The 26,493-nt window shown below is 42.2% G+C and carries 29 protein-coding genes; 28 read left to right on the plus strand and 1 reads right to left on the minus strand.

All coding sequences use genetic code 11. The features are described from left to right. Nucleotide 1 precedes the first annotated feature (1 nt). The 6 genes from NSQ52_RS07770 to spoVM all read left to right on the plus strand — a co-directional run bounded on the left by NSQ52_RS07770 (nt 2) and on the right by spoVM (nt 5,140). Nucleotides 2-772: a Stp1/IreP family PP2C-type Ser/Thr phosphatase gene (locus NSQ52_RS07770; RefSeq protein ID WP_034647887.1), complete on the plus strand. Its 771-nt coding sequence runs from the start codon at nt 2-4 to the stop codon at nt 770-772. Next, nucleotides 766-2,721 carry a Stk1 family PASTA domain-containing Ser/Thr kinase gene (pknB, locus tag NSQ52_RS07775; RefSeq protein ID WP_144678831.1) on the plus strand — a complete coding sequence of 652 codons (1,956 nt, stop codon included), beginning with the start codon at nt 766-768 and terminating at the stop codon, nt 2,719-2,721. The genes NSQ52_RS07770 and pknB overlap by 7 nt, the downstream gene beginning before the upstream one ends. Before the next feature lie 12 nt (nt 2,722-2,733). After that, nucleotides 2,734-3,630 (plus strand): ribosome small subunit-dependent GTPase A, encoded by an 897-nt coding sequence (gene rsgA, locus NSQ52_RS07780; RefSeq protein ID WP_326241488.1) that lies wholly within the window; start codon nt 2,734-2,736, stop codon nt 3,628-3,630. A gap of 3 nt (nt 3,631-3,633) precedes the next feature. Further along, entirely contained in the window at nt 3,634-4,284 is a 651-nt protein-coding gene (gene rpe, locus NSQ52_RS07785; protein ID WP_017367226.1) for a ribulose-phosphate 3-epimerase, read from the plus strand. Between the two features lie 59 nt (nt 4,285-4,343). After that, the gene (locus NSQ52_RS07790) at nt 4,344-4,988 is read left to right on the plus strand and encodes a thiamine diphosphokinase (protein WP_342474041.1); all 645 of its coding nucleotides are present in this window, start codon (nt 4,344-4,346) and stop codon (nt 4,986-4,988) included. A 71-nt stretch (nt 4,989-5,059) separates the two neighbouring features. After that, nucleotides 5,060-5,140 (plus strand): stage V sporulation protein SpoVM, encoded by an 81-nt coding sequence (spoVM, locus tag NSQ52_RS07795; RefSeq protein WP_008354550.1) that lies wholly within the window; start codon nt 5,060-5,062, stop codon nt 5,138-5,140. Nucleotides 5,141-5,209: 69 nt separating this feature from the next. On the opposite strand, the gene rpmB is transcribed toward spoVM, so the two are convergent. Continuing rightward, nucleotides 5,210-5,398: a 50S ribosomal protein L28 gene (gene rpmB, locus NSQ52_RS07800; RefSeq protein ID WP_003212514.1), complete on the minus strand. Its 189-nt coding sequence runs from the start codon at nt 5,396-5,398 to the stop codon at nt 5,210-5,212. Nucleotides 5,399-5,669: 271 nt separating this feature from the next. Here rpmB and NSQ52_RS07805 point away from each other — a divergent pair, with 271 nt between their 5' ends. The 22 genes from NSQ52_RS07805 (at nt 5,670) to ylqF (ending at nt 26,428) form a co-directional block, all read left to right on the plus strand. Then, complete coding sequence (locus tag NSQ52_RS07805) at nt 5,670-6,032, plus strand: Asp23/Gls24 family envelope stress response protein (protein WP_008344871.1); 363 nt, start codon at nt 5,670-5,672, stop codon at nt 6,030-6,032. A 15-nt stretch (nt 6,033-6,047) separates the two neighbouring features. Then, nucleotides 6,048-7,721 (plus strand): DAK2 domain-containing protein, encoded by a 1,674-nt coding sequence (locus NSQ52_RS07810; RefSeq protein WP_017367228.1) that lies wholly within the window; start codon nt 6,048-6,050, stop codon nt 7,719-7,721. Between the two features lie 149 nt (nt 7,722-7,870). Then, entirely contained in the window at nt 7,871-8,533 is a 663-nt protein-coding gene (sdaAB, locus tag NSQ52_RS07815) for an L-serine ammonia-lyase, iron-sulfur-dependent subunit beta (RefSeq protein WP_017367229.1), read from the plus strand. A 20-nt stretch (nt 8,534-8,553) separates the two neighbouring features. Beyond that, nucleotides 8,554-9,456, plus strand: a complete 903-nt coding sequence (sdaAA, locus tag NSQ52_RS07820) for an L-serine ammonia-lyase, iron-sulfur-dependent, subunit alpha (RefSeq protein ID WP_024720342.1) — start codon at nt 8,554-8,556, stop codon at nt 9,454-9,456. Beyond that, a complete protein-coding gene (recG, locus tag NSQ52_RS07825; protein ID WP_041507316.1) occupies nt 9,434-11,482 on the plus strand; it encodes an ATP-dependent DNA helicase RecG in 2,049 nt (682 codons plus the stop codon). Before sdaAA ends, recG begins: the two co-directional genes overlap by 23 nt. Before the next feature lie 112 nt (nt 11,483-11,594). Then, entirely contained in the window at nt 11,595-12,161 is a 567-nt protein-coding gene (gene fapR, locus NSQ52_RS07830) for a transcription factor FapR (RefSeq protein WP_008344859.1), read from the plus strand. A 15-nt stretch (nt 12,162-12,176) separates the two neighbouring features. Then, nucleotides 12,177-13,175, plus strand: coding sequence for a phosphate acyltransferase PlsX (gene plsX, locus NSQ52_RS07835; protein WP_017359101.1), 999 nt, complete (start codon nt 12,177-12,179; stop codon nt 13,173-13,175). A gap of 15 nt (nt 13,176-13,190) precedes the next feature. Continuing rightward, a complete protein-coding gene (fabD, locus tag NSQ52_RS07840; protein ID WP_024720344.1) occupies nt 13,191-14,135 on the plus strand; it encodes an ACP S-malonyltransferase in 945 nt (314 codons plus the stop codon). Beyond that, the gene (fabG, locus tag NSQ52_RS07845; RefSeq protein WP_008344855.1) at nt 14,135-14,878 is read left to right on the plus strand and encodes a 3-oxoacyl-[acyl-carrier-protein] reductase; all 744 of its coding nucleotides are present in this window, start codon (nt 14,135-14,137) and stop codon (nt 14,876-14,878) included. Before fabD ends, fabG begins: the two co-directional genes overlap by 1 nt. 81 nt (nt 14,879-14,959) lie before the next feature. After that, nucleotides 14,960-15,193: an acyl carrier protein gene (gene acpP, locus NSQ52_RS07850; protein WP_003212028.1), complete on the plus strand. Its 234-nt coding sequence runs from the start codon at nt 14,960-14,962 to the stop codon at nt 15,191-15,193. 184 nt (nt 15,194-15,377) lie between these two features. Then, nucleotides 15,378-16,121, plus strand: coding sequence for a ribonuclease III (gene rnc, locus NSQ52_RS07855; protein ID WP_017367233.1), 744 nt, complete (start codon nt 15,378-15,380; stop codon nt 16,119-16,121). A gap of 105 nt (nt 16,122-16,226) precedes the next feature. Beyond that, nucleotides 16,227-19,787 carry a chromosome segregation protein SMC gene (smc, locus tag NSQ52_RS07860; RefSeq protein WP_326241483.1) on the plus strand — a complete coding sequence of 1,187 codons (3,561 nt, stop codon included), beginning with the start codon at nt 16,227-16,229 and terminating at the stop codon, nt 19,785-19,787. 21 nt (nt 19,788-19,808) lie between these two features. Then, on the plus strand, nt 19,809-20,795 hold the full coding sequence (gene ftsY / locus NSQ52_RS07865) for a signal recognition particle-docking protein FtsY (protein WP_017359097.1): 987 nt from the start codon (nt 19,809-19,811) through the stop codon (nt 20,793-20,795). A 141-nt stretch (nt 20,796-20,936) separates the two neighbouring features. Next, nucleotides 20,937-21,269 (plus strand): putative DNA-binding protein, encoded by a 333-nt coding sequence (locus NSQ52_RS07870; RefSeq protein WP_008344844.1) that lies wholly within the window; start codon nt 20,937-20,939, stop codon nt 21,267-21,269. Between the two features lie 13 nt (nt 21,270-21,282). Then, nucleotides 21,283-22,626, plus strand: coding sequence for a signal recognition particle protein (gene ffh / locus NSQ52_RS07875; protein ID WP_008344842.1), 1,344 nt, complete (start codon nt 21,283-21,285; stop codon nt 22,624-22,626). Nucleotides 22,627-22,731: 105 nt separating this feature from the next. Further along, on the plus strand, nt 22,732-23,004 hold the full coding sequence (gene rpsP, locus NSQ52_RS07880) for a 30S ribosomal protein S16 (protein WP_003212139.1): 273 nt from the start codon (nt 22,732-22,734) through the stop codon (nt 23,002-23,004). Further along, the gene (locus NSQ52_RS07885) at nt 23,004-23,249 is read left to right on the plus strand and encodes a KH domain-containing protein (RefSeq protein ID WP_012009937.1); all 246 of its coding nucleotides are present in this window, start codon (nt 23,004-23,006) and stop codon (nt 23,247-23,249) included. The genes rpsP and NSQ52_RS07885 overlap by 1 nt, the downstream gene beginning before the upstream one ends. A gap of 103 nt (nt 23,250-23,352) precedes the next feature. Continuing rightward, on the plus strand, nt 23,353-23,739 hold the full coding sequence (locus tag NSQ52_RS07890; protein WP_008344839.1) for a YlqD family protein: 387 nt from the start codon (nt 23,353-23,355) through the stop codon (nt 23,737-23,739). 9 nt (nt 23,740-23,748) lie between these two features. Then, complete coding sequence (rimM, locus tag NSQ52_RS07895) at nt 23,749-24,273, plus strand: ribosome maturation factor RimM (protein ID WP_008344836.1); 525 nt, start codon at nt 23,749-23,751, stop codon at nt 24,271-24,273. Next, a complete protein-coding gene (trmD, locus tag NSQ52_RS07900) occupies nt 24,270-25,004 on the plus strand; it encodes a tRNA (guanosine(37)-N1)-methyltransferase TrmD (protein ID WP_007499635.1) in 735 nt (244 codons plus the stop codon). Before rimM ends, trmD begins: the two co-directional genes overlap by 4 nt. A gap of 137 nt (nt 25,005-25,141) precedes the next feature. Next, nucleotides 25,142-25,489 carry a 50S ribosomal protein L19 gene (gene rplS, locus NSQ52_RS07905; RefSeq protein WP_008344834.1) on the plus strand — a complete coding sequence of 116 codons (348 nt, stop codon included), beginning with the start codon at nt 25,142-25,144 and terminating at the stop codon, nt 25,487-25,489. A 90-nt stretch (nt 25,490-25,579) separates the two neighbouring features. After that, a complete protein-coding gene (gene ylqF / locus NSQ52_RS07910; protein WP_007499632.1) occupies nt 25,580-26,428 on the plus strand; it encodes a ribosome biogenesis GTPase YlqF in 849 nt (282 codons plus the stop codon). Nucleotides 26,429-26,493: the final 65 nt, after the last annotated feature.

Raw genomic sequence — 26,493 nt, forward strand, 5'->3', positions numbered from 1 at the left:
AATGTTGATAAGGGCAGCCTTTCAAACCGATACAGGAAAAGTCCGTCAGCATAATGAAGATGATGCAGGTATTTTTGAAGCAAAAGAAGACACACTTCTAGCTGTTGTAGCAGATGGAATGGGAGGTCATCTTGCTGGTGATGTAGCCAGCAAGATGGCAGTTTCTTCTTTAAAAGAATACTGGCAGGAAACATCTTCAATTCCAAATAAACCAGCCGATCAAGAAAATTGGTTAATCTCAAAAATTAGCGACATTAATGACCAAGTATACGAACATGCGAAAAACAATGAGGAATGCCAAGGAATGGGGACGACCATCGTTTGTGCGCTCGTTCATTTGCAAACGGTCACAATTGCCCATATTGGTGACAGCCGCTGCTACTTGCTAAGAGAAGGCGCGCTGACCCAATTAACAGATGATCACTCACTAGTGAATGAGTTAGTGAAAACAGGAGAGATTTCAAAAGCGGATGCAGAATATCATCCAAGAAAAAATGTGCTGACCAAAGCGTTAGGAACGGATAAACACGTTCAAATTGATGCACGAACTTTTGAAGTGGATCCAGGAGATCAAATTTTGCTTTGCTCAGACGGATTATCGAATAAAGTAGAAGAAGAACATTTGATTCAGATTTTATCGCAAACAACCGCACCAGATGAAAAAGTAACAGAGTTAGTTCAAACAGCGAATGACAACGGCGGTGAAGATAACATTACAGCAGTACTGTTAGAAATCTCCTCCCAAACAGAGGAGGGTGACAGCAAGTGTTGATCGGAAAAAGGATCAGCGGCCGTTATCAAATTCTTCGCGCCATAGGCGGAGGCGGAATGGCCAACGTTTATTTGGCGGAGGATATGATTTTAGATCGCGAAGTGGCGATTAAAATTTTACGGTTTGACTTTGCAAGCGATGATGATTTTATTAGACGGTTCCGGAGAGAAGCGCAATCAGCAGCCAGCTTAGATCATCCGAATATTGTCAGTATCTACGATGTAGGAGAAGAAGATGACATTTATTATATTGTCATGGAATATGTCGAAGGGATGACGCTGAAAGAATACATACACGCCAATGGACCGCTTCATCCAAAAGAAGCCGTTCGCATCATGGAGCAAGTCGTTGCGGCGATGGAAGAAGCCCATGCGAAACAGCTCGTCCATCGAGACATTAAGCCTCACAATATATTAATAGACAACTTGGGAAATATCAAAGTCACTGATTTTGGCATTGCCATGGCACTTAGCTCAGCGACCATTACCCATACGAATTCTGTTCTTGGTTCCGTGCATTATTTGTCCCCAGAGCAAGCGCGCGGCGGTCTTGCAACGAAAAAGTCAGACATTTATTCACTTGGTATTGTTCTTTATGAGCTGATTTCAGGACGCATGCCATTTGAAGGAGAATCCGCTGTCAGTGTCGCACTGAAGCATTTGCAATCAGAGCCGCCATCTGTGAGAAGGTGGAATCCTTCTGTACCACAAAGCGTGGAGAACATCATCTTAAAGGCGATGGCCAAAGATCCATTCTATCGATACGAAGATGCATCTGAAATGCAAAAAGACTTAAAAACGGCTTTTGACCCTGCAAGACTAAAAGAAAAGCGCTTTGTCATTGAAGAAGATCATGAAGCAACAAAAGCCATTCCTATTATAAAAGATCATCAAGTCGATCAAGACAATGAAAAAACAGCCGTCCACCCGGTTCAAAAACCAAAGAAAAAAGAGAAACAAAAACCGAAGAAAAAACGGAAAAAATGGCCGTGGATTGTAGCATCGATCTTATTTGTTTTGACGGCTGCGACCATTTTAGCAATCACGGTCTTCCCAGGATTACTCTTTCCAAAAGACGTAGAGGTAACCGATGTTTCTGGCATGACGGTTGAAAAAGCGGAAGACACTTTGAAGAAAGCCGGATTTGCCGTCGCTTCTGAACCCATTGATATTGCCGACGAGAAGATTGAAAAAGGGCTGGTTGTCAAAACAGACCCTAAAATCGGAACAAAGGTAAAAGAAGGGACAGAAATTCAGCTTTATCAAAGTACTGGTAAAGAAAAAACCGAATTACCTGATGTAACAGGTGAAAAGGTCGAGAAAGCAAAAGAACTATTAGAGAAAAAAGGGTTTAAACAGGTTGTTGTAGAGGAAGTGAATGATAATGACACAGAATCAGGCATTGTCATGGAACAGAAACCTTCCGCGAATACAGAACTTGTCGCAGCAGATGAAGAAGTCACATTGACCGTCAGTATAGGCCCTGCCGATATTACCTTACGGGATTTAACGACGTATAGTAAACAGGCCGCATCAAATTATCTAGAGGATAATGGACTAAAGCTAGATGAAAAAGAAGCATATTCTGACGATGTGCCAAAAGGTGAGGTCATGAAGCAGGAACCGGGAGCGGGGACAGCTGTTAAACCTGGTGATACGGTTAAAATTACGTTCTCTCTTGGCCCAAAAGAGAAACCGGCTAAAACGGTGACTGAAAAGATTGCGATCCCGTATGAACCAGAAACAGAAGGACAAGAAATGAATGTTCAAATATCCATTGACGATGCAGAACATAGCATTTCTGATTTATATGAAACCTTTAAAATCACTGCGCCCACTGAGCGAACGATTAAATTTAAGATAGAACCTGGTCAAAAAGGATACTATCAGGTGACAGTGGATGATAAAGTAGTAAGCTCCAAAACGATTGAATACCCTGATGATGAATAAAGGAGGGACTTTATGCCTGAGGGCAAAATTATTAAAGCATTAAGTGGATTTTATTATGTGCTGGATGAGTCTCTAGAAAGTGGCAAAGTAATTCAGTGTAGAGCGAGAGGGATTTTTCGTAAAAACAAAATAACCCCTCTTGTTGGAGATTATGTCGTCTATCAAGCAGATAACGATAAGGAAGGCTATTTGCTGGAAGTAAAAGAGCGGACCAATGAGCTGATTCGGCCGCCTATTAGCAACGTTGATCAAGCGGTGCTCGTTTTCTCAGCAGCAGAGCCGACCTTTAGTACATCGCTTTTAGACAGATTCCTAGTGCTTGTTGAAGAGAGCCGGATTGAACCGATTATCTGCATCACAAAAATGGACTTGCTGAAAACAGAGCAAGAGCGAGAAACGATTCAAGCCTATGCAGAAGACTATCGCCAAATTGGATACGACGTTCATTTAACATCGACGATCGAAGGGGATGGAATTGAAAAGCTGACCCCGCATTTCCATCACAAGATTACTGTATTTGCAGGTCAATCAGGTGTAGGGAAGTCTTCACTCTTAAATGCGATGAGTCCTGATTTAGCACTGAAAACAAATGATATTTCCTCCCATCTTGGCAGGGGGAAACATACAACAAGACATGTGGAACTCATTCGAACGGCTGAAGGGCTCATTGCTGATACACCAGGATTCAGCTCGCTTGAATTTACAGGTATCGAAGCGGAAGATTTAGGGCTCTATTTCTTAGAAATCAGAGAGAAGAGTGCAGAATGTAAATTCAGGGGCTGTTTGCACGTAAAAGAGCCTGGATGTGCGGTAAAAGAGGCAGTAGAAGACGATCGCATCAGAGAGTATCGCTATCAGCATTATTTAGAGTTTTTAACTGAAATTAAAGATAGAAAGCCGAGGTACTAAGTCATGGTTTATATTGCCCCATCCATTTTATCAGCCGATTTTGCCAATCTGGAGAAAGATATCCGTGATGTGGAACAAGGTGGAGCGGATTATATTCATATTGATGTGATGGACGGTCATTTTGTACCGAATATGACATTTGGACCAAATGTAGTGGAGGCGATCAGGCCGCATACAAAGCTGCCGCTCGATGTTCACTTAATGATTGAGCAGCCAGACCAGTATATCCCTGCATTTGCAAAAGCGGGCGCTGATATTATTTCTGTTCATGTCGAGGCGTGTCCACACTTACATCGCACGATTCAGCATATAAAAGAACAAGGTGTCAAAGCAGGGGTTGTTTTAAACCCGCACACACCCGTTTCTCAAATCGCGCATGTATTAGAGGATGTTGACCTTGTCTTATTCATGACGGTGAACCCTGGTTTTGGCGGACAGGCGTTTATTCCATCTGTTCTCTCAAAGGTAAAAGAAGTAAAGACACTTAGTGAACAAAAAGGCTTAACTGATTTACTCATTGAAATAGATGGCGGTGTCAATGTAGAGACAGCAAAGAGCTGCAAAGAAGCAGGCGCTAATCTACTTGTTGCCGGCTCAGCGGTATATGGGAAAGATGACCGCGCGGCGGCCATTCAGGCCATTCGAGAAGCATAAGAAAAGGAACCAAAGTCATTGTGATCTTTGGTTCTTTTTCAATGGAGAGGAGCGTAATCATGCACATACATATCGTAGCCGGCGGTCCTTTTGCGTACATCCCGCCGCTTGATCATGAAGCATCTGAGGAGGACATTCTCTGGGTCGGCGTAGATCGGGGAACCCTTTTCTTACTAGAGCATGGCATTGTACCTGACAGAGCATTTGGTGATTTTGATAGTGTGACAGAAGAAGAGCTTCATGAGCTGAAAAAGAAATTGCCTGCACTCAATCTATTTCAGGCAGAGAAAGATGAAACGGATTTAGAACTTGCGCTGAACTGGTCTTTGCGTCAGAATCCAGCACATATTCAAATTTACGGCATCACAGGCGGAAGAGCAGATCATTTTCTTGGGAATATCCATCTCCTTTACAAAGGCATTCAGCACAAACAGAGCATGACCCTTGTAGATAAACAAAATATCATTCAAATGTTTGGACCTGGTACATACGAAATCAAACAAGACCTGGATAAAAAATATGTGTCGTTTTTGCCTTTCGGTACATCGATTGAAAAGCTGACATTAAAAGGTTTCAAATATCCTCTGAAAAATTGTCATATTGAGCCTGGTTCCACACTATGTATTAGTAACGAACTCATCCACTCAAATGGTACTTTTTCTTTTCATGAAGGCATATTAATAATGGTAAGAAGCAAAGATTGACCAACCTATCAATGTGGATGGCTGATTAAGCTCAATTGTGCTGCAAGCGGTACTTTTAGGAGGGGGACAAAATGAAATTTTATACAATCAAACTGCCTAGATTTCTTGGCGGCATTGTCCGTGCGATGCTTGGTTCATTTAAGAAAGATTAATGAGTAATCTCCTTTATTTCCACATAAAAACGCCTGCTACATTTAACTGTAGCAGGCGTTTACTCTTGCTTATACACGCTCAACTTTACCAGATTTCAAAGCTCGAGCTGATACATATACTCTTTTAGGCTTACCGTCCACTAGAATACGAACTTTTTGAAGGTTCGCGCCCCATGTACGTTTTGTAGAGTTCATTGCGTGAGAACGGTTGTTCCCAGCTTTTGTTTTTCTGCCTGTAATAACGCATTTACGTGCCATTTGTTTCCCTCCTAACTGCGAAAACATCATCATATTCTTCATATACGTACTTAGAGATGCCTCAAGATACTTTAATAATTTACCACAGCTTCAAGGGGTTTGCAAGGATTGTTTACTCCTCTTTCAAGAAAAATACCTTGACATCTTGATAAAAAATCAAGGCTATAGTATAAGTAGGATTGGGTCGGATTGAATGATTTCTTTTAAAAAGAAGGGTCTTATAGTAAAATAGTGATAACTCAGGGCAATTTCTCAAAAAGGGGGAACCAATGTGTCCATTGAACTTAGAACGAAATACGGACAAATTGATATATCAAATGAAGTCATTGCAATGGTGGCAGGAGGCGCTGCGATCGATTGCTATGGTATTGTTGGCATGGCGTCCAAAAATCAAATAAAGGATGGCTTGACGGATATTCTCCGCAAAGAGAACTTCAGCCGGGGTGTTCTTGTGCGTCAAAAAGAAGATCGCATTCATATTGATATGTACATCATCGTCAGCTACGGTACAAAAATATCAGAAGTCGCACATAATGTTCAAACGAAAGTCAAATATACGATTCATCACACGATTGGACTTTCAGTTGACTCAGTCAACATTTATGTACAAGGAGTAAAAGTTACGAACCCGTAGTAAGGAGGAAATATATTGTCTATTAGAAATCTGGGTGGCCGCTCATTTGCAAAAATGATTCTTGCAGGTGCTCACCATCTTTCTCAAAACGCACAAATTGTTGATGCGTTAAATGTTTTTCCAGTGCCAGACGGAGACACGGGGACAAATATGAATTTGTCAATGACTTCAGGGGCAAAAGCAGTTGAAGAAACAAATACCGATCACATTGGTAAGGTCGGGGTGGCTCTGTCAAAAGGGCTGTTAATGGGGGCAAGAGGAAACTCAGGTGTGATCCTGTCTCAGCTCTTCAGAGGTTTTAGCAAAAATATAGAACAAAAAGAAACAATTGATGCAAAAGAATTTGCGCTTGCCTTGCAGGCCGGTGTTGATACAGCATATAAAGCCGTCATGAAACCGATTGAAGGAACCATCTTAACGGTTGCAAAAGACGCAGCAAAGAAAGCGGTTGCTGTTTCAGCAACAGAAGACCAAATCGATCGTGTGCTTGAATTAACGATTGAGGAAGCAAGAGCATCACTTGACCGCACACCAGATCTCCTTCCTGTTTTAAAAGAAGTCGGCGTTGTAGATAGCGGCGGTAAAGGACTTCTTTGTGTATATGAAGGATTCCTTGCTTCATTAAGAGGAGAAGAGCTTCCTCCTAAAACGGCCTCTTTGCCAACATTAAAAGAATTAGTGAGTGCAGAGCATCATAAAAGTGCACAAAGCCATATGAACACAGAAGATATTGAATTTGGCTACTGTACAGAATTTATGGTGAAATTCGAAGAAGACAAACAGTCCTTTGACGAAAATGCCTTCAGAGAAGAATTAAGCGAATTCGGAGATTCACTTCTTGTGGTATCTGATGATACGCTTGCAAAAGTTCATATTCATGCAGAGCAGCCAGGGGATGTCTTATCATATGCACAGCGCTACGGCAGCTTAATTAATATGAAAATTGAAAACATGAGAGAGCAGCATAGCTCGATCGTCAATGAAGAAAAAGATCACTCGCCTGCTGCACCAAAAGCAACAGCTGCTGAAAAACAGCGTTTTGGAGTAGTGAGTGTCGCAATGGGAGAAGGGATTGCTGACTTGTTTAAAAGTATCGGAGCATCCGTCGTCATTGAAGGCGGACAGACAATGAATCCGAGCACAGAAGACATTGTCAAAGCAATTGATAGCATTCATGCCGAAACCGTCTTTATCTTACCTAATAATTCTAATATTGTCATGGCAGCTAAACAGGCGGCAACTGTCTCAAGTCGTGAGGTCGTTGTTATTCCGACAAAGACCGTTCCTCAAGGAATGTCGGCACTTCTTTCTCTAAATGAAGCAGCTTCAAATGAAGACAATGAAGCAGCGATGTTAGAAGCGATTGATCATGTGAAAAGCGGCCAAATTACCTTTGCAGTGAGAGATACCCAAATTGATGGGATCGACATTGCCAAAGGCGATTATATGGGCCTATACAATGGAAAAATCACCTTAACAGCTAAAAATCAATTAGATGCAGCAAAAGAGCTTTTGACCCAAATGGTGACAGAAGATGATGAGATTGTCACAATCATCAAAGGGGAAGATGCATCATCTGATGAGATGGAAGCTTTAGAAGCATATATTGAAGAAACATTTGAAGATGTAGAAGTTGAAGTCCACGATGGAAAACAGCCGCTTTATTCATATATTTTGGCTGTTGAATAAAGAAAGAAGGGCACATGAAGCCCTTCTTCTTCTTTTGCATTTTTTTACTATGTGTTCATTCGTCAAATGAGTTGCGGGAATCGAATGAATCCATTAGTCTAAAGGGAGTAACAAACCAATCTGTGATTGGTGATGAGAGGGGAAGACCTATGAAATTTAGAAGTGTGTTTGATATTATTGGACCCGTCATGATTGGTCCATCAAGTTCGCACACGGCGGGTGCGGCTCGTATTGGAAGAGTGGCTCGCAGCTTGTTCGGAAGAGAACCGAAACGAATTACTGTATCGTTTTATGGCTCTTTTAAAGATACGTATAAAGGACACGGGACAGATGTAGCCATTATCGGCGGTGTTCTTGACTTTGATACATTTGATGAACGAATTAAAACAGCGATCGATATTGCAAAAAGCAAAGAAATCGACATTGAGTTTAAAGAAGAAGATGCGGTGCCAGCGCATCCAAATACAGCAAAAGTAGAAATTTCAGATGCGAATGGAAGCCTTGAATTAATCGGGATTTCCATTGGCGGAGGTAAAATTGAAATCACAGAATTAAATGGCTTTGAACTGAGACTCTCAGGGAATCACCCAGCCATTCTTGTGGTTCATAACGACCGTTACGGGACGATTGCAGCAGTTGCCAATGTGTTAGCGAAATTCGCCATCAACATTGGTCATATGGAAGTGGCACGTAAAGAGGTCGGGCAAGAAGCACTCATGACGATTGAAGTGGATCAGAATATTGATCCAGCGGTTTTAACAGAGCTTGAGACGCTGCCAAACATTATTCAAGTCACACAAATTGCAGAGTAACAACAAGGAGGTTATGTATGATGTTTAAAAACGTCAAAGAACTCGTGCAGCTAACAGAAGAACGGAATACCTCCATTTCAGAAATTATGATTACTCAAGAAATGGAAGTGACAGGGAAGTCACGTGAAGACATTTTCTCGCAGATGTACCGCAACCTAGAAGTGATGGAACAGGCCGTTGAAAACGGACTGAAAGGTGTGAAATCATTATCTGGTTTAACAGGCGGGGATGCGGTGAAACTTCAAGCATATATCGCATCAGGCAAAACATTGTCTGGTCATACCATTTTAGATGCTGTCAGTAAGGCAGTGGCAACAAATGAAGTGAACGCAGCAATGGGAACGATCTGTGCAACGCCTACAGCTGGCTCAGCAGGTGTTGTGCCAGGAACGCTCTTTGCGGTGAAAGAAACATTAAAGCCAACAAAGGAACAAATGGTCAGATTCCTATTTACATCTGGTGCATTTGGTTTTGTTGTCGCCAATAACGCAAGTATCTCTGGTGCAGCAGGCGGCTGTCAGGCAGAAGTAGGATCTGCATCAGGTATGGCAGCAGCAGCCATTGTAGAAATGGCAGGCGGTACGCCACAGCAATCCGCTGAAGCCATGGCCATCACCCTAAAAAATATGCTAGGTCTTGTTTGCGATCCAGTCGCAGGACTTGTGGAAGTGCCATGTGTGAAACGAAACGCAATGGGCGCTTCTAATGCGATGATTGCAGCAGATATGGCACTTGCCGGCATTACAAGCCGCATCCCTTGTGATGAAGTCATTGATGCGATGTACAAAATTGGTCAAACGATGCCAACCGCTCTTCGTGAGACTGCACAAGGCGGACTTGCTGCAACACCGACAGCAAGAGAGCTTGAAAAGAAGATTTTCGGAGGTGTGACCTCATCTCGTGATACAGAAATTGCAAGATAAGATCTCTGCCTTGAAAGGGATTGGAGAAGAAACAGAAAAAACCCTAAATGAACTTGGAATCTACACAGTAGCCGATTTACTCGGCTACTTTCCTTATCGATATGACGACTATGAGCTTCGCAACTTAGAAGAAGTCAGGCATGACGAACGTGTCACAGTTGAAGGAAAAGTGCACAGTGAGCCCGTTCTCACCTATTATGGAAAAAAACGAAGCAGGCTGACATTCAGGCTGCTTGTCGGTCGTTTTTTGATTACAGCCATATGCTTCAATCGCCCTTATTTAAAACGAAGTCTTGTTTTAGGCGATACGGTATCCGTCACAGGGAAATGGGATAAAAACCGGCAATCCATTATGGTTCAGGAATTTAAAAAAGGAACACACGAACAAGATGGCAGTATAGAACCTGTTTATTCGGTCAAAGAAAATGTAACCGTGAAAATGATGAGGCGTTTTGTGAAACAAGCGTTGTCACTCTATGTAGATCATGCAGAAGATCCACTGCCAAAGCAGCTTGTAGCTGCTTATAAACTCATGTCTTATCAAGAAGCACTAAAAACCATTCATCTCCCTGAAACGAGAGACTCGCTCAAGCAAGCAAGACGACGCTTCGTGTACGAGGAATTTCTCATCTTTCAGCTGAAGATGCAGGCGATCAGAAAAAAAGAAAGAGAAAAAACATCAGGCATCCAGCATCCGTTCTCAAAAGAGGCGGTCTTTGAGTTTGTTCATAGCCTGCCGTTCCCGCTGACAAAAGCACAATCAAGAGTGCTGGATGAAATTATGTCAGATATGGCATCCCCGTACCGAATGAACCGGCTTCTTCAAGGGGATGTTGGATCGGGGAAAACAGCTGTAGCGGCAATTGCCCTTTATGCCGCTCATTTATCCGGCTTTCAAGGTGCGCTGATGGTGCCAACTGAAATTTTGGCTGAACAGCATGCCGATTCACTGTATCAGCTATTTGAAAAATGGGGGCTAAATATTGCTCTTTTGACGAGTTCAGTGAAAGGAAAGCGCCGCAGAGAACTGCTTGAACGTCTGAAAGAGGGAGATATTGATATTTTAGTCGGCACGCATGCCCTTATCCAGGACGAAGTGGAATTTCAGCAGCTTGGTCTTGTTATTACAGATGAACAGCACAGGTTCGGCGTGGAACAGCGGAAAAAACTGCGAAGCAAAGGACAGGACCCAGATGTTTTGTTTATGACCGCAACGCCGATTCCAAGAACGCTTGCCATCACAGTATTTGGAGAAATGGACGTCTCTGTCATTGATGAGCTGCCAGCTGGCCGAAAGCAGATTGAAACGTATTGGGTGAAGCATGACATGCTTGAGCGGATTCTTGCTTTTGTTGATAAAGAGCTGAGAAAAGGCAGACAAGCGTATATTATTTGTCCACTTATAGAAGAATCAGACAAACTGGATGTCCAAAATGCGATTGATGTTCACAGCATGCTGACAGAGGCGTATCGCGGAAAATGGTCGATCGGCTTAATGCACGGGAAACTTGCAAGTGATGAAAAAGATCAAGTGATGAGAGATTTCACTTCCAATGAAGTGCAAATCCTTGTATCAACGACAGTTGTTGAAGTTGGAGTCAACGTGCCAAATGCGACCATCATGGTCATTTATGATGCGGACCGTTTTGGGCTGTCACAGCTTCATCAGTTAAGAGGCCGGGTCGGACGCGGAGAGCATCAATCTTTTTGTATTTTAATGGCGGACCCTAAATCAGAGACCGGTAAAGAGCGCATGCGGATCATGTCTGAAACAACGGATGGCTTTGAACTGTCTGAAAAGGACTTAGAACTAAGAGGCCCTGGCGACTTCTTTGGCAAAAAACAAAGCGGAATGCCTGAATTTAAAGTGGCAGATATGGTTCATGACTATAGAGCGCTTGAAACCGCTAGAAAAGATGCGGCAGAGCTCGTGCAGTCTGAAGCCTTTTGGACAGACCCTGAATACAAAGAACTTAGGCAAACACTCGTAGACAGCGGTGTGCTTGGCGGAGATAAATTGAGCTGATCAAGTGCTGGAGGAATTTTCTTGTCTTTTTGAAACAAGGATTGATTTATCATCTATGAGATTATATACTACTATTAGTACCTAGTCATAAATGTACGGATGGTGTCTGCATATGAAACTAAATAAAAAAGAACGACAAAGGCTTCTCCAGCAAACGATCAGCTCGACTCCGTTCATTACTGATGAAGAATTGGCAAGTAAGTTCGGTGTAAGCATTCAAACAGTTCGTCTGGACCGTTTGGAGCTGTCGATCCCTGAATTACGCGAACGAATTAAACACGTGGCCGAAAAGACATTAGAGGATGAAGTGAAGTCTCTTCCGCTGGATGAAGTCATTGGAGAAATGATTGATGTAGAGCTTGATGATCAAGCGATTTCCATTTTTGAAGTAAGAAAAGAGCATGTATTCAGCCGTAACCAAATTGCCAGGGGACATCATCTTTTTGCCCAGGCAAATTCGCTGGCAGTAGCCGTCATCGACGATGAACTGGCTTTGACAGCAAAAGCAAATATTAAGTTTACAAGGCAGGTCAAACAAGGCGAAAGAGTTGTCTCAAAAGCCAAAGTTGCCTCACATGATAAAGAAAAAGGCAGAACCGTAGTTGAAGTAAACAGCTATGTAGGTGAGGAAGTTGTCTTCTCAGGCGATTTCGTCATGTATCGCTCAAAACAAAAGTAAAAGGTGGCACATAACATGAGAATTGCAGTCGATGCAATGGGGGGAGATCATGCCCCTAAAGCCATTATTGACGGTGTGCAAAAAAGCTTAGAAGCATTTTCAGATATCGAGATTACACTAGTCGGCGATGAAAGCAAGATCAAATCATACATAACAAATCATGAACGCATCACGATCTTAGATGCAAAAGAAGTCATTGAACCAACGGATGAACCAGTGCGTGCAGTGAGACGTAAAAAGGATTCTTCTATGGTGAAAATGGCGCAGGAAGTTTCAGAAGGAAGAGCAGATGCCTGTATTTCAGCTGGAAATACTGGGGCTCTCATGACAGCAGGCCTGTTTATCGTAGGCAGAATTGATGGCATTGACAGACCAGCACTTGCTCCGACGTTGCCAACACTTGATGGCAGCGGGTTCTTATTATTGGATGTCGGCGCAAACGTTGATGCAAAGCCAGAGCATCTTGTGCAATATGCCATGATGGGATCTATTTACGCAGAGCATGTCTTCCCGAAGAGCAATCCACGCGTTGGACTTTTAAATGTCGGGACAGAAGATAAAAAAGGCAACGATTTAACGAAAAAAACCTTTGAATTATTAAAAGCATCAGATTTGAATTTCGTAGGAAATGTAGAATCGCGTGATTTATTAGAGGGTGTAGCTGATGTCGTTGTCACAGATGGTTTCACGGGGAATATCGCCCTTAAAACGATCGAAGGCACAGCCCTTTCTGTTTTTAAAATGCTGAAAGAAACCTTAACATCCAGTTTCACAGCTAAAATAGCAGCAGGTATGATGAAGCCAAAATTAATGCAGATGAAATCTAAAATGGATTACTCCGAATATGGTGGTGCCGCATTATTTGGTTTAAAAGCGCCCGTTATTAAAGCGCATGGTTCCTCTGATGAAAATGCGATTTTTCATGCCATTCGTCAGGCGCGTGACATCGTTAAAAAAGACGTTTCAGCTATCATTCATCAAGAAGTTCAAAAAGAAGACACGAATGAGTCGTAATGGAGGTAGAGCAGCATGAGTAAAATTGCTTTTTTATTCCCAGGCCAAGGCTCTCAAAAAATTGGCATGGGAAAAGATTTATTTGACCAAGAAGCAGCATCTAAAGCTGTGTTTGAAGAAGCAGATCAGACCCTTGGTTTTGATTTATCTTCAATGATTTTTGAAGGAGATGCAGAAGAACTGACGCTGACATATAATGCACAGCCAGCTCTTTTAACGACAAGCATCGCGATCTTAAAGAAGTTTGAAGAGAGCGGAATCAAAGCAGATTATGCAGCAGGGCACAGCCTGGGTGAATATACAGCCCTTGTTGCAGCGGGAGCTCTTTCGTTTAAAGATGCCGTTTACGCAGTGAGAAAGCGCGGCGAATTAATGAATGAAGCCGTTCCAGCAGGAGAAGGCGCAATGGCGGCGATTCTTGGCTTAGACCAAGCAGCACTTGTAGAAGTGACAAAAGAAGTGACAGAAAGCGGTCATCTTGTAGAACTTGCGAACTTAAACTGTCCGGGCCAAATCGTCATCTCTGGTACAGCAAAAGGTGTGGAACTTGCATCAGAGAAAGCGAAAGAAAAGGGCGCAAAACGTGCAATTCCACTTGAAGTGAGTGGACCTTTCCATTCTGCATTAATGAAACCAGCAGCTGAAAAATTCACAGATGTATTATCTGAATTAGACATTTCTGATGCCGCGACGCCAGTGATTTCAAACGTAACAGCAGACATCGTGACATCACGTAATGAAATTGAAACGAAGCTGATTGAACAATTGTATTCTCCTGTTCGATTTGAAGAAAGTGTAGAACGCCTGATTGACTTAGGTGTGACAACATTTATTGAAATTGGTCCTGGTAAAGTGCTCTCAGGTCTTGTGAAAAAAGTCAATCGCCGCCTGACGACCATTTCCGTATCAGATCAAGAAACAATTGAAGCAGCCATTCAAACACTCAAGGGGGATTCTTGATGCTTACAAATAAAACAGCCGTTGTCACAGGTGCATCTCGCGGTATTGGCCGTTCGATTGCGATCGATTTGGCGAAAAAAGGTGCCAATGTTGTGGTGAACTATTCAGGCAACGAAGCAAAAGCAAATGAAGTCGTCGATGAGATCAAAGCACTTGGCCAGCAGGCTTTTGCTGTCAAAGCGGATGTGTCAAATGCAGAAGAAGTACAGGCATTAATGAAACAAGCCGTTGATACATTTGGTTCAATCGACATTCTTGTGAATAATGCTGGAATTACAAAGGACAACCTGCTCATGAGAATGAAAGAAAATGAATGGGATGATGTCATTAACATAAACTTAAAAGGTGTCTTCAACTGTACAAAAGCTGTGACACGTCAAATGATGAAACAGCGCAGCGGAAGAATCATCAATGTAGCATCTGTTGTCGGCGTTTGCGGAAACCCTGGACAAGCAAACTACGTTGCAGCAAAAGCTGGTGTGATCGGTTTAACGAAAACAACAGCGAAAGAGCTGGCAAGCCGTCATATTACAGTCAATGCCGTAGCACCAGGCTTTATTTCTACTGATATGACTGACAAGCTTGATGAGAATGTTCAAACAGAAATGCTGAAGCAAATTCCGCTCGCACGCTTTGGTGCGCCTGAAGATATAAGCAACGTTGTTGTCTTTTTAGCTTCAGAAGGAGCAGGTTATATTACAGGCCAAACCATCCAAGTGGATGGCGGAATGGTTATGTCCTAAGAAATATCAAAATTTCGTTACGTTTTCTCTAGTTTTTTAAAAACGAATCAACTATAATACTTTGAGGGGAGGTGAAAGGCAATGGCAGACGTATTAGAGCGTGTATCAAAAATTATTGTAGACCGCCTTGGCGTTGATGAGGCTGACGTGAAAATGGAAGCTTCATTTAAAGAAGATTTAGGCGCTGATTCCCTTGATGTAGTTGAGCTAGTTATGGAACTTGAAGATGAGTTCGATATGGAAATTTCTGACGAAGATGCTGAAAAAATTGCAACAGTCGGTGACGCTGTGAACTACATAAATAGCCAGCAATAAGCGTAACAAAGTCCCGTCTATTTTCATGGCGGGACTTTGAAAATTTATGTTAGTTTCAACATATTCAGCTGATCAATTGTCAGCCTTTTTCAGATGCTAAGGAGCACGGTTTCCTTGCATGTAGAAAGAGAGACTCCATATAATCAGTATCCTTAAAGGCGATGACGCCTACCTGGAGGTTGCTATGCCAAAACACTATAAAGACAAACAGAAACAGAGCAAAAAACTAGAGCAATTCAGAGAATTTCAGCAGCGCATTTCTGTACACTTTAAAAATGAAAAACTACTCTATCAAGCCTTTACACATTCCTCTTATGTGAATGAGCATCGGAAAAAACCTTATGAGGATAATGAAAGACTTGAATTTTTAGGGGACGCTGTTTTAGAATTGACGATCTCACAGTTCTTATTTGCAAAGTATCCAGCCATGAGCGAGGGAGATTTAACAAAATTGAGAGCGGCGATCGTATGTGAGCCATCACTTGTGTCATTAGCACATGAGCTGTCCTTCGGAGACCTTGTTCTTTTAGGAAAAGGGGAAGAAATGACAGGCGGCAGAAAGCGTCCGGCACTCTTAGCAGATGTATTTGAGGCGTTTATCGGAGCGCTTTATTTAGATCAAGGACTTGAGCCTGTTGAACGATTCCTAGAAGCCTATGTGTACCCGAAAATTAATGACGGGGCATTCTCACATGTTATGGACTTTAAAAGCCAGCTTCAAGAATTTGTTCAGCGAGATGGAAAAGGTGTACTTGAATACCGAATCCTGCATGAAAAAGGCCCAGCACATAACCGGGAATTTGAAGCCAATGTATCCCTTAGAGGAGAAGTGCTTGGAATTGGAAATGGCCGTTCAAAAAAAGAAGCGGAACAGCATGCTGCACAGGAAGCACTTGCTAAATTACAGAAACATCATATGAACCAATAAAATCCCCCTCGTGATTCAGGGGGATTTCACTCTGTTTTCCATCATCTTTTTTCAGTTCATATGGTAAGATAATAGTACTTTAAATACATAAGGAGGATCACTCTCATGTTCCTCAAACGTTTAGACGTGATAGGATTCAAATCTTTCGCACAGCGGGTGACTGTAGACTTTGTCAAAGGGGTTACAGCTGTTGTTGGACCAAACGGAAGCGGCAAAAGTAATATTACTGATGCGATCCGCTGGGTACTTGGAGAGCAATCAGCAAAAAGCCTCCGCGGAGGAAAAATGGAAGACATCATTTTTGCAGGAAGTGACTCAAGAAAACGAGTCAACTTAGCAGAAGTGACATTAACGCTCGATAACGAAGATCACTTTTTGCCGATCGATTTTCACGAAGTCAGTGTGACAAGAAGAGTCTATCGTTCTGGAGAAAGTGAATTTCTCATTAACAATCAATCTGTCCGCTTAAAGGATATTATTGATCTTTTCATGGATTCAGGTCTTGGAAAAGAAGCTTTTTCGATCATCAGCCAAGGTAAGGTAGAAGAGATTCTATCGAGTAAAGCTGAAGAAAGACGTAGCATCTTTGAAGAAGCAGCTGGTGTCCTGAAATATAAAACAAGAAAGAAAAAAGCCGAGAACAAACTGTTTGAAACGCAGGACAACTTAAACCGGGTAGAAGATATTCTGCATGAACTAGAAGATCAAGTAGAACCACTAAGAATGCAGGCATCTATTGCAAAAGACTATCTGCAAAAGAAAGAAGAACTTGAAAATGTAGAAATTGCTCTCACCGTCCATGATATTGAAGCACTGCACAAAAAATGGACAACACTTGGTGAAGCTGTCGAGCGGTTCAAACAAGATGAAATGAAGCAGTCCACAGACATTCAAGCGAAGGAAGCCAAAATCGAAGAATCGAGAGACCGTATTCAGGCGCTTGACGATTCGATTCATGACCTCCAAGAAGTCCTCCTTTTCACAAGTGAAGAACTAGAAAAGCTTGAAGGGAAAAAAGAAGTTCTAAAAGAACGGAAAAAAAATGCGGCCGCTAACCAAGGGCAGCTAGAAGACACGCTCGTGCGTTTAACCGAAAAACAGGCGTTGTTAACGGAAAAGATTGAACAGCAGAAAGTCACACGTGACAGCCTGCAAACAGAAGTGCAGCAGCTAAAAGATGAAGTGAAAACAAAACAGCATCAGCTGTCTCTTCATAGTGAAGATGTGGAAGGGCAAATTGAACAGTTGAAAAGCGATTATTTTGACTTACTAAACGAGCAAGCTTCTATCCGAAACGAACGTACATTACTAGAAGAACAGCAGCGCCAAGCAGCCTTGCAGCTAGAGCGGTTAACGCAAAATAATCAGAAACATATCGAAGAACGGGTATCTGTGAAGGAAAAGAAAACAGAAGCCGAGAAGCAACTTTCAGAACGAGAAGAAGACATTTTGGCTCAGGTGAAACGCTTTAGAGAAGCGGAACAAAAGCTAGAGCAGATGAAACGTCAATACGAGAAAAAAGAAACGGCTCTTTACCAAGCCTATCAATATGTACAGCAGGCAAAATCTAAAAAAGAAATGCTTGAATCCATGCAGGAAGACTTCTCAGGATTTTTCCAAGGAGTGAAAGAGGTTTTAAAGGCAAAGGACCGGTTAGGCGGTATTCACGGGGCGATTGCAGAGCTGATTCAAACAGAGCAGCAACATGAAACAGCGATTGAAATTGCACTTGGCGCAGCCACGCAGCATGTCGTTACTGAAAATGAAGCGGCTGCCAGACAGGCCATTGGATACTTAAAGCAGCATTCCTTTGGGCGTGCGACCTTCCTGCCGATGAACGTCATCAAAGAACGAACCATTCAGTTAAGAGATATTCAAACAGCTGAGCAGCATGACGCATTTATCGGCGTAGCGAGTCAGCTCGTTTCCTTTGATGAAAAGTATGAAAAAGTCATTCGGAATTTGCTTGGAACAGTCCTAATCGTGAAAGACTTAAAAGGTGCCAACGAGCTAGCGAAAATGCTTGGACATCGTTATCGTATCGTGACCCTTGATGGGGACGTCGTGAACCCAGGCGGTTCAATGACTGGGGGAGGCGTAAAGAAAAAGAACAATTCCCTCCTGTCCAGAAACCGAGAGATTGAAACATTAACAAAGCAGCTCGTTGAAATGGAAGAAAAAACAACGATCCTTGAAAAAGAAACAAAAGAAACGAAGCAATCGATTGCCGAAAGCGAAGTCCAATTAAATGAATTGCGTCAGCGCGGCGAAATGCTTCGAGAAAAGCAGCAAGAGTTAAAAGGGACATTATATGAACTGCAAGTAGCTGAAAAAAATATTAACGCTCATCTAGAGCTCTATGATCAAGAAAAAGCAGAGTTGCAGCAGCGCTCTAGCGAACTTGCGAGCAAGGATAAAGAGCAGGCAGCCCTTGAAACATCTATAGGTGAGAAACTGACCTCTCTTGACGAAGAGATCAACACGTTAACAAAACGGAAGCAGACCCAAAGCTCAACGAAAGAAACCATTTCTTCCGAATTAACAGAGCTGAAAATCTCGCTTGCCAAAAAAGAGCAGTCTTTAGCAAATGAACAAGAAAAACTGTCGAGCTTAACGGCTGAATTAGAAGAGGCTGAAAAGACGCTGACGGAAACAAAAGAAGATTTGTCCCTCTTAACAAGTGAAATGTCATCCAGCTCAAGCGGCGCCGAACAACTGGAAGAAGCGGCAAAAGAGAAACTGGAGCATAAAAACAAAACGACAGCGCTTATCTCAGAGCGACGCAAACAGCGCCTGGTTCTTTCTGAAACATTAGAATTCGCTGAACGTGAACTGAAAGAGCAAAAACGCCTGTATAAACAGCTCACGACAAGCTTAAAAGATGAAGAAATCAAGCTTGGCCGCATGGAAGTTGAACTTGATAACCTCATCGCCTATTTAAACGAAGAGTATGCCCTTTCGTTTGAAGGAGCAAAAGAAATGTATCATCTGACGCTATCGCCGGATGAAGCAAGAAAACGCGTGAAATTGATCAAACTAGCCATTGAAGAGCTTGGAACAGTGAACTTAGGCAGCATTGACGAGTATGAACGTGTGAATGAACGTTTTCTCTTCTTAACTGAACAGCGCAATGATCTGACAGAAGCGAAAAATACGTTATTCCAAGTCATTGAAGAAATGGATCAGGAGATGACGAAACGTTTCTCTGAGACATTCTCTCAAATCCGCGGGCATTTTGAATCTGTTTTCCAAGCATTATTTGGCGGAGGAAGAGCAGACCTTAAGTTGACAGATCCAAACGATTTACTAAACTCAGGTGTCGATATTGTGGCGCAGCCGCCGGGGAAAAAGCTGCAAAATCTAAGCCTACTTTCAGGCGGAGAAAGAGCATTAACAGCCATCGCTTTATTATTCTCGATCTTAAAAGTGAGACCAGTTCCATTCTGTGTGCTAGATGAGGTAGAAGCGGCACTTGATGAAGCGAATGTGTTCCGCTTTGCCCAGTATTTAAAGAAATACAGCCAAGAAACACAGTTCATTGTGATTACACACCGAAAAGGAACCATGGAAGAAGCAGATGTTCTGTACGGTGTCACGATGCAGGAGTCAGGTGTCTCAAAACTGGTATCTGTCAAACTAGAGGAAACGAAAGAGCTTGTCCAGTAATTAAAGGAGGTTTTTGAACCCATGAGCTTTTTTAAGAAATTAAAAGAAAAATTTACGCAGCAAACCGATTCAGTATCAGAAAAGTTTAAAGATGGACTTGAAAAAACGAGAAATTCGTTTCAGGGAAAAGTAAATGAACTCATTTCTCGCTATCGTAAAGTGGATGAAGACTTTTTTGAAGAACTAGAAGAAGTGTTAATCGGTGCGGATGTTGGTTTCACGACTGTGATGGAACTGATTGATGAGCTGAAAAAAGAAGTGAAATTAAGAAACATTCAAGACCCAAGTGAAGTACAAGCAGTCATCTCTGAAAAACTCGTGGAGATTTACAATAGCGGCGAGGAACAAATTTCTGAACTGAACATTGAAGACGGCCGTTTAAATATTATTTTATTTGTAGGCGTGAACGGTGTCGGCAAAACCACAACCATTGGTAAGCTGGCAAACAAGCTAAAAAATGAAGGGAAATCCGTCATTTTAGCAGCAGGTGATACGTTCCGTGCGGGGGCGATTGAGCAGCTTGAAGTATGGGGCGAGCGCTCTGGTGTTCCTGTCGTTAAACAAACAGCAGGCTCTGACCCGGCAGCGGTCATCTATGATGCCGTTCAATCAGCTAAAGCCAAAAAAGCAGATGTCTTGATCTGTGATACAGCAGGCAGACTGCAAAACAAAGTCAACTTGATGAAAGAGCTAGAGAAGGTCAAGAGAGTCATTGAACGCGAAGTGCCCGATGCACCGCACGAAGTACTGCTTGCCCTTGATGCGACAACGGGTCAAAATGCGATGGCGCAAGCGAAGGAATTTTCTAAAGCGACAAACGTGACAGGTATCGCTTTAACAAAGCTTGACGGTACTGCAAAAGGCGGGATTGTTCTTGCCATTCGCAATGAGCTCAACATCCCTGTAAAACTTGTCGGATTAGGTGAAAAAGTAGACGATCTGCAAGAGTTCGATGCTGAATCGTATGTGTACGGATTATTCTCAGACATGATTGATCAAGAAGACTAATCAAAATGCCGGCAAAACTGCCGGCTTTTTTATTTAAATATCGCCGCAGGAAGTGACAAGATAAAAACTTGACACATAGATTAGAACCGTGTAAACTTAGTTGTTGTAAAGGGAATGAACTTAACAAAGGGGAGAGAGCCCATGACGCTTGAAAAGACAACGAGAATGAACTACTTGTTTGATTTCTATCAATCGTTGTTGACCGCAAAACAAAAGAGCTACATGTCGCTTTACTACCTAGACGATTTTTCCCTCGGTGAAATTGCGGATGAATATGAAGTATCAAGACAGGCTGTTTATGATAATATTAAACGGACTGAAGCGATGCTTGAACAATATGAAGAAAAGCTGCTCTTGTTTAAGAAATTTAAAGAGCGTAAAGAACTTCTCACAAAAATGAGAGAGCTTGTAGCAGATTCCGCGCAAAAGGAAGAAGCAGAAGCTTTAATTGAATCGCTTGAGAAATTAGATTAGGAGGCGGCACAGTATGGCATTTGAAGGATTAGCCGACCGACTGCAGCAGACGATTTCAAAAATCCGCGGCAAAGGAAAAGTGTCAGAGCAAGATGTAAAAGAAATGATGCGCGAGGTACGCCTTGCCCTTCTTGAAGCTGACGTCAATTTTAAAGTAGTCAAAGACTTTGTGAAAAAAGTAAGCGAGCGGGCAGTTGGACAAGAGGTCATGCAAAGTCTTACCCCAGGACAACAGGTCATTAAAGTTGTAAAAGAAGAACTCACTGAATTAATGGGCGGGGAAGAGAGTAAAATCGCTGTAGCGAAAAAATCTCCAACTGTCATTATGATGGTTGGTCTTCAAGGGGCAGGTAAAACGACCACAACTGGAAAGCTTGCCAACTTACTTCGCAAAAAACATAATCGCAAGCCGATGATGGTGGCCGCTGATATTTACAGACCAGCAGCGATCCAGCAGCTTCAAACGCTTGGGAAACAGCTTGATATGCCCGTATTCTCATTAGGTGATCAAGTTAGTCCTGTCGAAATTGCCAAACAGGCAATTGAAAAAGCGAAAGAAGAACATCATGATTATGTCATTTTAGATACAGCAGGACGTCTTCATATTGATGAAGACTTAATGGATGAACTTCAGAAAGTAAAAGAAGTCGCAAATCCAGAAGAGATTTTCCTCGTTGTTGACTCGATGACTGGTCAAGATGCTGTCAATGTCGCAAAAAGCTTTAATGAACAGCTTGGTTTAACAGGTGTCGTTCTGACAAAACTAGACGGTGATACGCGAGGCGGGGCAGCACTATCAATTCGTGCAGTCACAAATACGCCAATTAAATTCGCCGCACTAGGTGAAAAGCTTGATGCAATTGAACCATTCCATCCAGAGCGGATGGCATCGAGAATTCTTGGCATGGGAGATGTGCTCACGCTTATTGAAAAAGCACAAGCAAACGTTGACCAAGATAAAGCGAAAGAGCTTGAACAAAAAATGCGGACAATGAGCTTCACGCTCGATGATTTCCTCGAGCAGCTTGGGCAGGTTCGCAACATGGGTCCACTTGATGAACTGATCCAAATGATGCCGGGAGCCGGTAAAATGAAAGGGCTCAAAAACGTCCAAGTAGACGAAAAGCAGCTCAATCACATCGAAGCGATCATTAAATCAATGACGACCGAAGAAAAAGAACAGCCAGAGGTCATCAATGCAAGCCGAAGAAAACGGATTGCAAAAGGAAGCGGAACATCTGTACAGGAAGTCAATCGCCTTTTAAAACAATTTGACGAAATGAAAAAGATGATGAAGCAAATGACCAATATGTCCAAAGGAAAGAAAAAAGGCGGCTTTAAATTACCATTTATGTAATTGGTTATACATGATAAAACCGTTGTTAAGAAAAAACACTTTACAAACCCTTTTATCATTGTTAATATACTATCTTGTTGAAATATTTTCGGAGGTGCTAGTAAAATGGCAGTAAAAATTCGTTTAAAACGTATGGGATCAAAAAGATCTCCTTTCTATCGTATTGTTGTAGCAGATTCTCGTTCACCACGTGACGGTCGTTTCATCGAAACAGTTGGAACATACAATCCAGTGTTATCACCAGCTGAGGTGAAAATCAACGAAGAATTAGCGCTTAAATGGCTTCAAAATGGTGCGAAACCATCTGATACAGTTCGTAACCTTTTCTCAAGCCAAGGAATTCTTGAAAAATTTCATAATGCGAAAAACAGCAAATAATGAATGAGCTGTCCTTGGAAGAATTGATTGTGTCCATCGTCGAGCCACTTGTTGATTTCCCTGAAGATATTCACGTATCTTCATTAGAAAAAGATGAGCAGGTCATTTACACACTGTCTGTCAATGCTGAAGATACCGGAAAAGTGATCGGAAAGCAGGGACGTACAGCTAAAGCGATACGAACAGTCATGTTTGCAGCAAGTGCAGAGTCTTCTAAGAAAGTTCAACTTGAGATTGCTGACTAAAAAGGGAGAGGGCTTAGGACCTCCCCTTTTTTTACACGTTTAAATCTATTTTTCGTTATACTGTAGAGGACAAATGCCTTCGGATAGGGGGACAAAAAGGAAGATGCAGATCATTCAACATGTCACCGTCATGCAAGTATTAACTGAAAGCAGTAAGGACAAACTGTTAACGACTTTTTTGGAGAAAAAAGAAAGACTAGAACGTGAGTGCAATCAACTATATTTTCAACTCAAAAAGCATGAAAAAGAACCACATCAGCAAGAAGCCATCCCTCAATTTCAAAAAGCCATTGAAAAAAGACAAGAGAAAATGAGGCAAATTGATTTTCAAGTCGAGCAGCTGCATATCTTGCCTCTTGGCAGTGAAATGAAAGAAACAGAAGTGGATGCGCTGATTGAAGTAAAAATAGGTGATAAATGGGATGACAAAATGCAAGACAATGTCATCGTCGTGAAAGACGGCACCATTGTGGAAATACGTCAGGGGTGATTATAGAACATGGAACTAGAATGGTTGAATGTCGGAAAGATCGTCAATACACATGGAGTGCGCGGAGAAGTACGTGTTGTGTCAAAGACTGATTTCCCAGAAGAACGCTACAAAAAAGGCAGCGTCCTTTATATTTTCAAACAAAATCAAAAAGAACCGCTAAAAGTGACTGTCGCATCACATAGACAGCACAAACAATTTGATTTACTGACATTTGAAGAAGTCGGTTCATTAAATGAAGCTGAGCAATTAAAAGAGTCGATTTTAAAAGTAGAAAAAGAACATCTTGGTTCATTAGATGAAGGGGAATTCTATTTCCACGAAATCATCGGCTGTGAAGTATATGATGAAGAGGACAAACTGATTGGTCAAATCAAAGAAGTTTTAACGCCAGGGGCAAATGATGTATGGGTGGTTGGAAGAAAAGGCAAAAAAGATGCCCTCATCCCTTATATTCCATCTGTCGTCAAAACAGTTGATATTTCATCCAAGAAAGTACACATTGAAGTGATGGAAGGACTCATTGACGAATGAAAATTGACTTTTTAACACTGTTTCCTGAAATGTTTGAAGGAGTGCTTCACTCATCGATCTTAAAAAAAGCTCAGGAAAAAGATGCGGTCTCATTTGATGTCGTGAATTTTAGGGAGTATTCCGATCATAAACATAAAACAGTGGATGACTATCCGTATGGCGGCGGTGCTGGCATGGTTCTGAAAGCACAGCCTGTATTTGATGCGGTAGAAGATTTAACGAAAAAAGCAAACAAGAAACCCCGCATTATTCTTGTCTGTCCTCAAGGAGAAAGATATACACAAAAGAAAGCAGAAGAGCTTGCAAAAGAAGAGCATCTTATGTTCATTTGCGGCCACTATGAAGGCTACGATGAGCGCATCAGGGAGCATCTTGTCACAGATGAAATCTCAATCGGGGATTTCGTTCTCACAGGCGGAGAGCTGCCGGCGATGATGATTGCAGACAGTGTGGTCAGGCTTTTGCCTCATGTGCTTGGAAAAGAAGCGTCTCATATCGAAGATTCATTTAGTACAGGTCTGCTTGAGCATCCGCACTATACAAGACCAGCTGATTATAAAGGATTGAAAGTACCAGATGTGCTTCTCTCTGGAAATCATGCCAAAATTGAAGAGTGGCGGCGTAAAGAATCGTTGAAGCGAACCTATACAAGACGGCCAGATTTGATCGATTCTTGCAAAACATTAACGGATGAAGAAAAAAGATGGCTTTGGCAGCTTCATAATGACTAGATTGTATTGCACAAGGTATACAGGTGTGGTATGATACTACTTGTGACTTGGACGGCTTGCCGATTCAAGTTTGAAAACGATGTTCCGCTGCAATGAAGAAAGAGGACATGAGCATCTGTTGGAAGGAGTTGAAAACGATGCAACAATTGATTGAAGAAATCACAAAAGAACAATTACGCACTGATCTTCCTGCGTTCCGTCCTGGTGACACTTTACGTGTACACGTGAAAGTTGTCGAGGGTACTCGTGAGCGTATCCAGATCTTTGAAGGTGTTGTAATTAAGCGTCGTGGTGGTGGAATCAGCGAAACTTTCACAGTTCGTAAGATCTCTTACGGTGTAGGCGTTGAGCGTACATTCCCTGTACACACACCAAAAATCGCTAAGATCGAAGTTGTACGTCACGGTAAGGTACGTCGTGCGAAACTTTACTACCTACGTGAACTTCGCGGTAAAGCGGCTCGTATCAAAGAAATCAGACGATAATGATATCAAAAGAAAGAGCTTGTTACCTGTAACAGGCTCTTTTTTTGTACAATGTATAGAGACAACCGTTAGAAGAGAGAAGGTGCACATATGACAATTCAATGGTTTCCAGGCCATATGGCAAAAGCAAGACGGGAAGTCACAGAAAAACTAAAGCTCATCGACATCGTATTTGAATTAACCGATGCAAGAATTCCGATGTCCTCTAGAAACCCAATGATTGAAGAAATCCTCCAAAACAAACCGAAAATTATGCTTTTGAACAAAGCAGATAAAGCAGATCCTCGTATGACAAAAGAGTGGCAGGCACACTTTGAAGCGCAAGGTGTACGGTCACTTGCCATTAATTCTGTCGATGGACAAGGGTTAAATCAAATCATTACGACATCAAAAGAAATCTTAAAAGAAAAGTTCGATCGAATGAAAGCAAAAGGTGTTAAGCCGCGTGCCATTCGAGCTTTGATTATTGGAATTCCCAATGTCGGCAAATCAACGCTGATCAATCGGTTGGCAAAGAAAAATATTGCGAAAACAGGAGATCGACCTGGTATTACGACGTCACAGCAATGGGTGAAGGTAGGAAAAGAACTTGAACTGCTCGATACCCCCGGAATTCTCTGGCCGAAATTTGAAGATGAACAAGTAGGTCTTAGGCTGGCCGTCACTGGAGCGATTAAAGACTCTATCATCAACTTGCAGGATGTCGCAGTGTATGCGCTCCGCTTTTTAGAAGAGCACTATCCAGAGCGGTTAAAAAAACGCTATGATTTAGCAGAAATACCTGAAGATACAGTTGAGCTGTTTGATGCCATTGGCACAAAACGCGGCTGTCTGATGAGTGGAGGATTCATTAATTACGACAAAACGACCGAAATCATTATTCGGGATATTCGAACGGAAAAATTTGGTCCCCTCACTTTTGAGAAGCCTGAAAGCTAAAAGACACGCAGCTCATGCGGGTCTTTATTTTTTGCGAAAAACTGCCGATATAAAGAAGGAGGCTG

The sequence above is a fragment of the Bacillus sp. FSL W8-1141 genome (assembly GCF_038593205.1).
In the GTDB taxonomy this organism is placed as follows: Bacteria; Bacillota; Bacilli; order Bacillales; family Bacillaceae; genus Bacillus; species Bacillus altitudinis.